General features: G+C 41.5%; 9 protein-coding genes. 6 read left to right on the top strand and 3 right to left on the bottom strand.

Going from position 1 to position 12,445, the window contains the following annotated elements:
* Window positions 1-16: 16 nt before the first annotated feature.
* The 3 genes from menC to WKH56_RS12890 are packed head-to-tail and all read right to left on the bottom strand — an operon-like array spanning window position 17 to window position 2,783.
* Window positions 17-1,126: an o-succinylbenzoate synthase gene (menC, locus tag WKH56_RS12900; RefSeq protein ID WP_243495530.1), complete on the bottom strand. Its 1,110-nt coding sequence runs from the start codon at window positions 1,124-1,126 to the stop codon at window positions 17-19.
* Entirely contained in the window at window positions 1,123-1,950 is an 828-nt protein-coding gene (locus tag WKH56_RS12895) for a GNAT family N-acetyltransferase (RefSeq protein WP_063248212.1), read from the bottom strand. Before WKH56_RS12895 ends, menC begins: the two co-directional genes overlap by 4 nt.
* A gap of 26 nt (window positions 1,951-1,976) precedes the next feature.
* Complete coding sequence (locus WKH56_RS12890) at window positions 1,977-2,783, bottom strand: MurR/RpiR family transcriptional regulator (protein ID WP_063248211.1); 807 nt, start codon at window positions 2,781-2,783, stop codon at window positions 1,977-1,979.
* 189 nt (window positions 2,784-2,972) lie between these two features.
* Here WKH56_RS12890 and WKH56_RS12885 point away from each other — a divergent pair, with 189 nt between their 5' ends.
* The 6 genes from WKH56_RS12885 to WKH56_RS12860 all read left to right on the top strand — a co-directional run bounded on the left by WKH56_RS12885 (window position 2,973) and on the right by WKH56_RS12860 (window position 12,372).
* Window positions 2,973-4,343: a sigma-54 interaction domain-containing protein gene (locus tag WKH56_RS12885; RefSeq protein WP_028407737.1), complete on the top strand. Its 1,371-nt coding sequence runs from the start codon at window positions 2,973-2,975 to the stop codon at window positions 4,341-4,343.
* Window positions 4,344-4,416: 73 nt separating this feature from the next.
* Entirely contained in the window at window positions 4,417-5,733 is a 1,317-nt protein-coding gene (locus tag WKH56_RS12880) for an aspartate aminotransferase family protein (RefSeq protein ID WP_342835800.1), read from the top strand.
* Window positions 5,734-5,796: 63 nt separating this feature from the next.
* Complete coding sequence (locus WKH56_RS12875; protein WP_033578249.1) at window positions 5,797-7,203, top strand: sodium:solute symporter family protein; 1,407 nt, start codon at window positions 5,797-5,799, stop codon at window positions 7,201-7,203.
* 130 nt (window positions 7,204-7,333) lie between these two features.
* A complete protein-coding gene (locus WKH56_RS12870; RefSeq protein WP_328173347.1) occupies window positions 7,334-8,671 on the top strand; it encodes an MFS transporter in 1,338 nt (445 codons plus the stop codon).
* A 331-nt stretch (window positions 8,672-9,002) separates the two neighbouring features.
* A complete protein-coding gene (locus WKH56_RS12865; protein ID WP_342835797.1) occupies window positions 9,003-12,032 on the top strand; it encodes an efflux RND transporter permease subunit in 3,030 nt (1,009 codons plus the stop codon).
* Window positions 12,033-12,198: 166 nt separating this feature from the next.
* Complete coding sequence (locus WKH56_RS12860; RefSeq protein ID WP_182028386.1) at window positions 12,199-12,372, top strand: hypothetical protein; 174 nt, start codon at window positions 12,199-12,201, stop codon at window positions 12,370-12,372.
* The last annotated feature ends 73 nt before the right edge of the window (window positions 12,373-12,445 follow it).

The following is a 12,445-nucleotide window of genomic DNA, read 5'->3' as shown; positions in this document are numbered from 1 at the left end:
TCCAGGATCTTCAAGGTTAGCAAGTATAGGTTTTTTCGTGTAAAGTTAACGCTTGTATCTGGTCACGGTCAGGTTCATAGCCAATGCCTGGTGTATCGGGAACGGAAATAATGCCGTTGTCGACCGTGATTTCCGGATGAACAATATCACGCGGCCAGTATTTAGAGGATGCGGCCGTATCTCCGGGAAGTGTAAAATTAGCAAGTGTGGTAATGGCAATATTATGTGCTCGCCCTACACCTGATTCGAGCATACCGCCGCACCATACGGGCACACCGTGAGTTTGACAAAGGTCATGAATTTTTTTGGCTTCGGTTAGTCCGCCTACGCGTCCAATTTTAATATTAATAATTTGCGTGCTTCCAAGTTTAATAGCTTTTCGAACGTCTTCAGCTGAATGAATGCTTTCATCTAAGCAAATAGGGGTGCTCATGCGGGCCTGCAGTTCAGCGTGATCAATTAAATCATCATGATCTAACGGCTGTTCAATCATCATTAAATCAAACTCGTCAAGCTGAGCAAGGTGATCAGCATCTGCAAGCGTATAAGCAGAGTTCGCATCAACCATCAGCGGAATAGAAGGGAACTCGTTTCGAACGGCGCGCGTCAAGTTAAGATCCCAGCTCGGCTTAATCTTAATTTTGATCCGCTTATATCCTTCATTCAAGCCGGCTTCAATTTTGCGAAGCGTTTCGTCAATCGTAGGCTGAATGCCAACGCTGAGCCCAACTTCAATTTGATTTTTAATGCCTCCTAGCGCTTTAGATAGAGAGAGGTTTTGCCTGCGCGCATACAAATCCCAAACAGCGCCTTCTAACGCCGCTTTTGCCATGTAATTGCCTCGAATATGAGCAAAGCGTTGAGATACTTCGTCAGGATGCTGAATGTCTTTCTGTTGAAGCAAAGGAATTAAAAAATCCTCCATAATGTGCCAGTTTGTTTTGATCGTTTCTTCTTTATAAAAAGGATCTGCGCACGCTACCGATTCAGCCCAGCCGGAACGTCCGTCTTCGTCTTGAATTTCTACTAAAATAAAATCTCGATCCACTTCTTTTCCAAGACTTGTCGTAAACGGATGAAGTAAATCCATTTTTAAATGGCGTAAAATGACGCGTTTGATCTTCATTTTTGCACCTCTTTTTTCGTTAAAATATAAAAATGAACGGGCGCGCTGCTTTCTGGATGCTTCATAAAACCTGTTACTTGGAATCCTTTTGCAAAACACGTTTGAAATACGTATCTTGTACGCATCCGCCAGTCCAATGCGAGAGAAGGAGAGACTTCTTTCATTTGCTGAAACGCAGACGGAATAGCTACAGACACGACGTCACGATTCAACCATTTTTCATCAACATCTGTAACAGAAGGAAACCCTTCATCCGTTAACGTCCATTGAATGAGCGATGCGTCCATTATTTGATCTGGCGTATAAAGAGGCTGAGCTTGTGTTGTATCTTCTGCGGATGCCCATTCTACAACGAATCGATCAGAAGGCAAGTCAGCATTTAACGGATCATTCATATCTCCGTAGCAGTTTTCAATATATGTAGAACAAAGGGCTCCAAGCTTTCCAATATTTAAATACCCGTTGGCGCTTTCTAACGGATCATACGTCCAGCTGATATATGAATAGCCCTTTTTTTTACTTTCCTGTCTCTGCGCATGCTTAAGTTTGGCACCGATACCCATGCTGCGATAGGCAGGGTCAACTGCTAATATATGAGAACATAAGTAGACGCACGTTCCGTCAAACCCGGGGAAACTATATTGAAAGCCAATCAGTTTTTCATCTAAAAACGCACCGAGCACAAGACCTCCGTTTTTAACAGCGGTCAAAGTTTGATGAACGGGCGTTGCTTCTTCTTCTCCCCAGACGCGGCTTTCTAATGCGCGTACGTCTTCTAGTTCATTGGTTGTTGTAAGTGAACGAATCGTTAAAGCTTCAGTCATATGTTTACTTCCTTTCTTTTAATCATTTATTCTAAAAAGATGCCTTGCTCGGTATAGAGCTTTTCCAAGTGTTCTTGTCTTTTTCCAGCCGTTTTTTCATCTCTTTTTTGCATGCTGCTAATGACAATTTGAGACAGGGCAAGAAGTGATAAAATATGTTCGGTTGTTCCGGCTAAAAGCGTGATATCAGCGATTTGACCTACCGGAGATAGACGGCGGTCTGTAATGGCAATTACTTTCGCTCCTTGTTTTTTAGCCTGCTGAGCTACTTCGAGCGCTTCTTTTGTATAGCGCGGCAGTGAAAATACAACAACCGTTGATGCGCTTGTGAGATTGCATAGCGTTTCAAGCAAAAATCCAGTTGGAAAAGATAAAAGAACATGATTGCGAAGTTGATTCATTTTATAATACAGCCAGTACGCTGCCGTATGAGATTCACGGAAACCCGCAATATACACTTGATCACTTTTGATAAGCGCATCTACAGCTTGAGATAAATCCTTTTCGTCAACAGGGGAAAGCCATTCACTAAAAGGTTTCTTTTCTTCCGCTGCAGAATCAGCTGCAGTCTTGTTAGCTGCTTCTTTTGATTCGGCAGAAGAAAGCCATTCTTTTCGCATTAGCTCCTGCAGATCTGAAAAACCATTTAACCCAAGTGCGTAAGCTAGACGAATAACGGTTGTTTCACTGACACCTGCTTCTTTACCAATTTGCCCAGCCGTGTACAGCGAGCCTTTTTCCATAAAATTAACGAGAAACTCCGCTACTTTTTTTTGACCGCGAGAAAGGTCAGAGAATTTATGTTTAATTAATTCTTGAAATGATGGATTCATATAGCCTCCTGAAAAAGAAGTTATAACTTCATAAAAATATATTAATGCATTTTTAACTTCATTTCAATTACTGTTTCAAAATAAAAAGAAGCCCTCGTGATATAATAAATTGATTATTCAAAAATAAATGCCATTATTCAAAAACGAATTGTATTTTATTCAAAAATGAATAGAAAGCGGGGAGCATACATGAATTCAGAATGGAATGAAAATCAGTGGATCCTTCATTCATTAAAAGATGATTTGCTTGTGACGGATGAAAAAGGCATCATTGTCCGAATACATGAAGGAACGGGAAACATTTACGATGTAAAAGCTGAAAAACTGCTGGGAAAGTCTGTGTATGAACTTGAAAAACAAGGACTGTTTACCCCAATCGTTACCCCAATTGTGCTTGAAACAAAGAAGAAAATTACGCTTGTACAAACAACTAAACAAGGCAAGCAAGTGCTCGTTACTGGCATTCCGGTCAAAGATGAAAAAGGCGAGATTAAAAGAATCGTCAGCTATTCTCACGATGTGACGGAGCTGATGGAAATGAAAACATATCTTGATGCGATGGAAGGCGAAATGCAGCGCGTAAAGAGCGAGCTTATGCTGCTGCGGAACCAAAATCTATCAACAGAAGGAATTGTATGCAACAGCGATAAGATGCAGCACGTTCTTCGTACGGCTGTTCACGTTTCGAATGTAGACGTAAATATTTTACTTTTAGGGCAGTCCGGAGTAGGAAAAACGCACTTAGCCAAGCTGATACATAACAAAAGTACAAGAAGCAAAGGGCCGTTTATCGAAGTGAACTGCGGGGCGATTCCAGACCATTTATTTGAAGCGGAACTGTTTGGATATGAAGCAGGGGCTTTTACGGGTGCATCGAAAAACGGAAAAGTGGGACTGGTCGAATTAGCAGACGGGGGCACGCTTTTTTTAGATGAAGTGGGAGAGCTGTCACCGGCGCATCAAGTGAAAATTTTAAAGCTCATTCAAGAAAAACAGTTTTATTCCGTTGGAGGAAGAAAGCCCAAAACCGTGGACTTTCGCTTAATTGCAGCGACGAACAAAGATTTAGAAAAAGCCGTCGCTGAAAAAGAATTTCGAGAAGATTTGTATTTTCGTTTAAGCGTTGTACCGATTACCATTCCATCTTTGAACGAGCGTCCTGAAGATATTTTTCCGCTGCTCACACATTTTGCCGAGCAGTTTGAAAAGAAATACAACCGAAAAAGAACGTTTGATAATGCGGTTATTCACGCACTGCTTGCACATGAGTGGAAAGGAAACGTACGAGAGTTAATCAATGTGATTGAACACGCGGTGGTTGTGTCTTCACAAACGCTGATTACAATGGAGCATTTGCCGCATTCTCTGCATAGGAAAAAACGGATTCAACACGTTGAAGAACATGGGGAAATGAAGCTTAATGACGCGTTAAACGAGCTGGAAAAAGAGATATTAGTAAGAGCAAAAAAACAGTATAAAACGACAACAGAAATAGGTGAAGCACTCGGAATCAGTCAGCCTTCAGTTGTTAGAAAATTAAAAAAACATTCTGTTTTTTAACGTCTTTGGCACGCTCTTTGCATGTAAAACAAGTACAAACACATTACTTGATAGATTGCGAGGAGGAAGTCAGATGACGCAGGCATCACTTACACAGTTAATGAACAGTTTACCGGATTTACTAGCACCAAGCATGGCGAAAGATCATCCTAATTTACCGGTGGTAAAAGCAGAGGGCTGCTACTACTACGGAGCGGACGGAAAAACGTATTTAGATTTTACATCGGGTATTGCAACAGCGAATACAGGTCATCGTCACCCTAAAGTTGTACAAGCGATTAAAGATAGCGTTGATCATCTTATGCACGGCCCGTCAGGTGTGATTATGTACGAATCTATTTTACAGCTTGCTGAAGAATTAAAAACAGTATTGCCAAGAGGCCTGGACTGCTTTTTCTTTGCTAACAGCGGAACTGAAGCAATAGAAGGAGCGTTAAAGCTAGCAAAATACGTGACGCAAAGACCTTATACGGTTTCGTTTATGGGCTGCTTTCACGGCCGTTCTCTCGGAGCGCTTAGCGTGACAACATCAAAAAGCAAATACCGGAAATTTCTTCAGCCATCGGGCTTAACGTATCAAGTGCCTTATGCAGACGTGACTCAGTGTCCAAAAGGAGAAGATCCGGAAATCTACTGCGTGGAAAAGCTGGAAAAAGATTTTGACACGTTGTTTAAGCATCAAGTAACGCCGGAAGAAGTGGCGTGCATGATTGTAGAGCCGGTTCTTGGAGAAGGCGGCTACGTGATCCCGCCGAAAGCATGGCTGCAAAAAATAAGAGAAGTGTGTGATAGACACGGCATTCTGCTTATTTTTGACGAAGTGCAAACCGGCTTTGGACGTACCGGCGAGTGGTTTGCAGCTCAAACGTTTGACGTGACGCCTGACATTATGGCAATCGCAAAAGGCATAGCATCAGGACTTCCGCTAAGTGCTACCGTAGCTTCCAAGCAGCTCATGGAAAAGTGGCCGATTGGTACACACGGAACAACTTTTGGAGGCAACCCCATCGCTTGTTCAGCAGCACTTGCGACGCTAGACGTACTAAAAGAAGAAAAGCTGATTGAAAACTCAAAAGCAATGGGGAAATATGCAGCGGATCAGCTTCAGCATTTAAAAGCGAAGCATGAAGGGATCGGAAGCATTCGTTCAGTAGGACTAATGATTGGAATTGAAATTATTAATCCGAAAACAAAGCAAGGTGACGGAAATCTTCTTCTTGAGATTTTAGACAAATGTTTGGAAAAAGGGGTGCTGTTTTACCTTTGCGGAAATAGCGGAGAAGTGATTCGAATGATTCCTCCTTTAACGATTACAAAGGAAGAAATTGATGCCGGGCTTCGCGTGTTAGACGAAGCATTGACAGAAATCACAAGTCTTCACGTGATCTAAAGCTTTAAGAAGCTCTTTGCTTCAATGAAAGATAGATTGACCCATAATAAGGAGGAATCTGTTATGAACGGACTAGATATGACGGTTATGTTTGTCTATTTTGGCGTATTGGTTGTAGCGGGTATCATTGGCTCGTTAAAAGCAAAGTCATCAGAAGATTTTATTTTAGCCGGGCGAAACTTAGGGATGTTTATGTATTTAGGATGTTTATCAGCCGTTATTTTAGGCGGAGCGTCAACGATTGGAACGGCTCAGCTTGGCTATGAGCACGGGCTGTCTGGCATTTGGTTTGTGACGATGATTGGACTTGGAATCATTACGCTTGGCACGATTTTTATTAAGCGGATTTCGTCGTTGAAAGTGACTACTATTAGTGAGCTGCTAGGAAAAAGATATAACGCTCAAGCGCAAATTATCAGCGCCGTTGTTGCCGCTATTTATACACTCATGGTATCGGTCACTCAAGTGATTGGAATGGGAACAATCATTCATGCGTTGCTTGGATGGAACATGACGGCCTCGATGCTAATTGGCGGTTCGATTGTTTTGTTCTATACGATTTTAGGCGGAATGTGGAGCGTAACGGTTACTGATATTATTCAATTTGTTGTGATGACGGTGGCGATTTTTGGATTTATGCTTCCGATGAGTGTATCAGAAGCAGGAGGTTTCAAAGCCCTTACCGGAGATTTACCATCATCGTATTTTGATTTTTCATCGATTGGATACGGTCAAATTTTTCAGTATTTCCTTCTATATACGCTTGGTATGGCAGTTTCTCAAGATATTTGGCAGCGAGTATTTACGGCGCGAACAGAAAAAATTGCGCGAAACGGCTCTATTTTTGCAGGGGTGTACAGCATTGCCTACGCAATTGCGGGAAGTGTAATTGGAATGTGTGCGTATTTGCTGCTGCCAAACGCAGAAAGCAGTCAAAGCATTTTTGCGACGCTTGCGATTCAAATTCTGCCTCAAGGGTTATTAGGTCTCGTACTTGCAGGCGTTTGTTCGGCGCTGATGTCAACTGCTTCAGGAACGCTGCTTGCGTCTTCTACGCTGATTAGTAACGATATCATTAAAAAAGTATGGCTTAAAAATATTTCAGAGAAAAACTATTTAGTTTTAACCCGTGTGAATACACTTATTGTCGGCGTGCTTGCTATTATTTTTGCTCTTTGGATTCAAGACGTGCTTGTTGCTTTAGACGTTGCTTATGCCATTTTATCAGGAGCGATCTTTGTTCCGTTTGTTGTCTCGCTGTTTTGGAAAGACATTCATCCAAAAGCCGGAGTTTCAGCGATTGTTGTTAGTACGCTAGTAGTGCTTGGAGGTCTATTGATTGAAGGACTTTCTTCTACTACGCCAATTCTATACGGCATTTCAAGCAGCATCATTGTAATGGCTGGATTTGCGGTTATGGCTCGAAACAAAGAACTGTCTGATCAAGAAAAGGTTCAAGAAGATATGTGAATAAGGGGGGGAAAAGCTTCTCATAGTAAAGTGAGAAGCTTTTTAGCATTTTGTATGCATAAGTATAGACAACGAACGGCAAGGAGGAGTACACTAGACGCTCAGATTATAGAGATAAGGAGATTGGTACATGAAAAGCAGAACGTCCGTAATGGTTAGTATTGTGCTGGCGATGCTAGTGGCTTCGCTTGATTCAACAATTATGAATACGACGATGCCTGTTATTGCAAAAGAGCTTGGAAGATTTGATTTGTACGCGTGGTCGTTTGCTTCGTACATGATTGCAAGTACGATTTTATCTCCGGTAGCGGGAAGATTATCGGATTTATTTGGCCGCAAAAAAGTATTTGGGTTTGGAATTATTGCTTTTTTAATTGGTTCAATGCTTTGCGGCGTGGCAAATACGATGATTCAGCTTGTTCTTTTCCGTGCGGTTCAAGGAATAGGAGCCGGGTTTATGGTGGCCTTTCCCGCTATTATTGCCGGAGACTTATTTCCAGTGGAGAAACGAGGGAAAATTCAGGCGCTCTTTACAACGATGTGGGGATTATCAGCTGTGTTAGCACCGCTTTTAGGCGCTTTTTTTGTGGATTATTTAACGTGGAGATGGATTTTCTTTATTAATTTACCGGTGTGTATCGTTTCATTTCTGACGTTAATGCCGTATCAAGAAAGCTATGAGCCGAAACGAGCAAAAGTCGATTACATCGGCGCTATTTTGTTTGGAGCGGGCGTTACCTCACTGCTGCTTGTGACAGTAGTGGAACAAAACCGAATTGTGTATGCAGTCGTTGGACTTATTTTATTAGTGATCTTTTATTTGCATGAACGAAAACATGCTTCTCCGATTGTACCGTTGTCTATGTTCCAAAACAAAACGCTGTCATGGATTAATATTAATGCGTTTATTGGAACGGTGGCTTTATTCGGAACGTCAAGCTACATTCCGTTATTTTTACAGCGAGTAGCGCATTTGTCACTGTTTATGAGCGGAGTGGCGCTGTTAGGAACAGCGGTTGGATGGATGTCTGTGTCCGTGCCTGCAGGTAAATGGATTTTAAAACACGGCTACAGAAAGCTGTTGTTAATCGGGAATGTGCTGCTGGTTGGTTCGGGAACACTTCTGCTTATGCTAAATGAAAGTCACGGCTTCTTTTATGTGTTTTGCGTTATGATTGTACAAGGACTGTCGTTTGGTCTGCTTTCTACGGTTGGAGTCATTGGTGTACAGCAATTAGTAGGAGGACATGAAAGAGGTATTTCAACGTCATTTTTTATGTTTTGCCGAAACATGGGAACAGCAATCGGCGTTACGATTATGGGTGCGTTGCTGACTTCAGGCGGAAGCTTTATGGCAGGCATTCATCACTTGTTTTTATTTGGCTTTGCCGGAAGCATCGTGGCGTTATTAACGTCGTTAAAGATTCAAAACGATACGGAAACAAAGCACAATCGAGCTGCTAGTTGAGGGAATTTATTCTAAATATGTTTATTTCATAAAAAAACGGGAAGAAACCAAATAAGGTCATAGAATTGCCTGAGAAATCGTAGGCATATTCTTCTTCTTCTTTCACTTACTACATGTGGGACGCCGGGTATCGGCGTCTTTTTTTTTTGCTGTAAAAGAGCTGATTATATAATCAAACGCATATACATAAATGATTTTGTTCAAATAATGGGACTTTTTACAAAAATAAGTCTTTAAATGGTAAGTAACATTAGGTATAATTTAGGAGTTATTTAGCATATTTTAGAAATGTTTGACTGAGTTTGTACGAAAAAGTGAAAGGGGATATTTCATGTCATGGCTCACCAAATGGTCCTTTAAAAACAAAGCGGCTATTACCATTATGTCTATTTTAATTTTAGCTTTAGGAGTCATTAGTTATTTTACACTTCCGATGGAGTTCCTGCCGACCGCTGATCAGCCTCAAGTGTCAGTAGTAGTTATGGGGCAAGGAACGGATGCAGACTCAATGGAAAAACAAGTGACGTCACCGATTGAAGAAGCGGTAGCCGGTGTTAAAGGAAAAAGCAACGTGTACGCGACAACGGGAGACGGCTACTCGAAAATCGATATTTCATTTGAATCCAAAACGGATATGAAAGAAGCAAAAACAAACGTTCAAGAAGCGCTGTCTTCGGTGCAGCTTCCAGCCAGCGTATCAAAGCCTAATGTTATTCAATTAAATACCTCTATGATTCCCATCGCAGATATTTCACTCACATTTAAAGAAGGATTAACAAGAGACAATCTGGATCTTGCAGAGAAAAAACTGATCCCTAAATATAAAGACATTAAAGGCATTGCGAGTGTTCAAACGTATGGAACAGCGGATTCCTACGTGTCTATTAAAGTGGACAATAAAAAATTGTCACAAAAGAACGTGACGATTGATAAAGTCATCAGCGTGTTAGAAGGAAAAAACACGTCGCTTGCAGTTGGAGAAAAAGTCATTAATAACAAGTCGAGCAATATCAACGTAACAGGTAAAGTTGACAGCTTGGACAAAGTGAAAAAGCTGCCGGTTACACAGGGTGTAACGCTAGGCGACCTTGCAAAAGTAGAAGTGAAAAAGCCTGAAGGCGTCGTGACGCATATTAACGGAAAAGATGCACTTTTACTTATTGTGACAAAAGACAGCCACTCAAACGCCGTTAGCATTACAAAAGAAGTAAAAAAACTGTCTCAGCAAATTAGCAAAGACTATAACGATGTGAATGCTTCTGTATTTTTTGCAACAGGGGACAGCGTACAAAACTCTGTTCATTCCATGATGAAAGAAGTGTTGCTAGGTGCACTTTTTGCGACCGTTGTCATCATGCTGTTTTTACGCAGCGTTCGCTCTACATTTATCACAATTGTATCCATTCCATTGTCGCTTTGCTTTACCCTGTTCTTACTGTCTAAATCAGGCGTAACGCTTAATATTTTAACACTTGGAGGAGTAGCGGTAGCGATTGGGAGATTGGTAGATGATAGTATCGTTGTCATTGAAAACATCTTCCGCAAAATGCAAAAAGAAAAGTTTTCGCTTGGACTGATTATTGATGCCACAAAAGAAGTAGGCTCTGCTATTACCGCTTCTACGTTAACGACAGTAGCCGTCTTTTTACCAATCGGCCTTGTAAACGGAGGGCTTCAGGACTTTATGCTTCCGTTTGCTCTAACGCTGACGTATTCGCTGCTATCTTCATTAATTGTGGCGCTTACCGTTGTACCGTTAATGAGTGCAGGATTATTAAAAAATGAAAAAATTCGCAAGCACAAGCAGCCGGTTCGTTTTACAAAAGTCATTACGTGGTCGCTTAATCATAAATGGGTTGTGCTGCTGCTTTCGCTGCTTTTATTTGTCGGATCTATTGGCGCCTATACGATGATGCCTAAAGGAGCGGTTGATAACTCTTCATCTGATTTTGTAGGCACAACGTTAAGCTATCCAAATAATACGCCAATTAAAACCGTAGAAGAAAAATCACTGCAGCTTGAACGCTATATTTTAGCTCAAAAAGAAGTAAAAGAGGTATATATGCAGCTTGGTAATACGGCTGAAGGAGCCAAGTGGGGAGACGTTGGTTCACCTACTGAAGCTACGTATACGATTACCGTAAAAGATGGTGAAAACACTGATTCGCTAATGAAACGAATTCAAAATCAAAAGAAACTCTATGATGGAGGGGATCTTAGCGTCAGTGCTGCTTCACTAATGGGAGCGTCCACTACTTCCATTACCGTTGATGTAATTGGAAACGATATGAACAAGTTAGAAAAAACGGCAAGCAGCATTAAGAAAGAAATCAGCGATATAAAAGGAGTAGACAAAGTTTCTACGAACCAAGACGAAAAGAAAACCATTTACTCTTTAGACGTAGATCCAACAAAAGCAAACACGCAGCAAGTAGCGCAGCAGCTTGGCGTTATGCTGAATAAAACGCCGATTGGAGCGATAGATTTAGAAGGCAAGCAAGCAAACGTACTTCTTGAATCTGTCTTAAATCCAACGTCACCAAAAGAGTTAAAAGATATTTCTATTATGACAGAGACAGGACCGTCACCTGTTTCAAAAGTGGCTTCACTAACGCAAGTTGAAAAGCCAACAAATCAGTTTCATAAAAATGGAGACCCGTATATTCAAGTAACAGCGGATGTCAATCCAGAAAAGCTTTCAGAGATTAATAAAAACATCCAAACAGCAATTTTTGGAGACGGTAAGAATAAAGGACTATCGATTTCAAAAGATGTTGACGTTGTAATCGGCGGAGCAAGCACTCAGCAAGGAGAAGATTTCTCTGACTTGTTCATTACGATGCTCGTGTCAATTGGTATTGTGTTCTTAATTATGGTGATTACGTTTAAAACGATCCGCACGCCGTTTGCGATTTTATTCTCACTTCCGCTTGCTGCGATCGGTGCCGTTTTAGGGTTATTAATCAGCCGTATCCCAGTAGACGTAACGGCTTTACTTGGAGCCCTGATGCTGATTGGTATTGTTGTAACGAATGCGATTGTACTATTAGACCGCGTGAAGCAAAATGAAAAGAAAATGATTATGCGCGATGCCATTGTTGAAGCAGCCGCTACGCGTATGCGTCCAATTGTTATGACGTCCGCTGCTACGATTTGTGCGATGCTGCCGCTTTTATTTAAACAAAGCGAAAGCGGAAGCCTTGTTTCTCAAAGTCTTGCAGTCGTTGTAATCGGAGGATTGGCCGTTGCGACTCTGCTTACGCTTGTAGTCATTCCAGTTGTATATGAACTGCTTCACTTCAGAAAATCGAAAAAGCAAAGAATACAGCAAAAACAGCAGGAAAACGTAACGCCGCTATAATGTTTAAAAGAGGTTAGGACATAAGTAATTTAGTTGAAGGAAGAGGCTGAGACAAAAGGATTTTAGACAAAGTGAAAACCGAACCATTAATCAAGATGTTTGATTCGTGGTTCGGTTTTTTTGTTAGGGTAAACATAGGTTTCATGTGTGTAAGTCTTTCTAGCAGTTGATTGGAGGGCAAGGCGAAGACTCCTGCGGGAAAAGCGGAACAGGTGAGACCCCGCAGGAGCATATGCGACGAGGAGGCTCAGCGGCCGCCCGCGGAAAGCGAAGCCTTGCACGGAAATCAACTGCGGTGTCACAAGCGGCTCAGCTCATTCTCTCATTTGTTTGTCTTTAGCTGGAATTGATTTGGTTACGTTCCAGCCTCTTTTTTATGAAACTTTTTGACTAGTCAAACGTATAGTTAGATA

The sequence above is a fragment of the Priestia sp. SB1 genome (assembly GCF_038898415.1).
The sequence above is the reverse complement of the archived record's forward strand: the minus strand, read 5'-3'. Positions and strand labels throughout refer to the sequence as shown.

Excerpts from the sequence above, each read along its gene's own strand:
- menC (WP_243495530.1), bottom strand. The coding sequence starts at position 1,126 with ATGAAGATCAAACGCGTCATTTTACGCCATTTAAAAATGGATTTACTT.
- WKH56_RS12895 (WP_063248212.1), bottom strand. The coding sequence starts at position 1,950 with ATGACTGAAGCTTTAACGATTCGTTCACTTACAACAACCAATGAACTA.
- WKH56_RS12890 (WP_063248211.1), bottom strand. The coding sequence starts at position 2,783 with ATGAATCCATCATTTCAAGAATTAATTAAACATAAATTCTCTGACCTT.
- WKH56_RS12885 (WP_028407737.1), top strand. The coding sequence starts at position 2,973 with ATGAATTCAGAATGGAATGAAAATCAGTGGATCCTTCATTCATTAAAA.
- WKH56_RS12880 (WP_342835800.1), top strand. The coding sequence starts at position 4,417 with ATGACGCAGGCATCACTTACACAGTTAATGAACAGTTTACCGGATTTA.
- WKH56_RS12875 (WP_033578249.1), top strand. The coding sequence starts at position 5,797 with ATGAACGGACTAGATATGACGGTTATGTTTGTCTATTTTGGCGTATTG.
- WKH56_RS12870 (WP_328173347.1), top strand. The coding sequence starts at position 7,334 with ATGAAAAGCAGAACGTCCGTAATGGTTAGTATTGTGCTGGCGATGCTA.
- WKH56_RS12865 (WP_342835797.1), top strand. The coding sequence starts at position 9,003 with ATGTCATGGCTCACCAAATGGTCCTTTAAAAACAAAGCGGCTATTACC.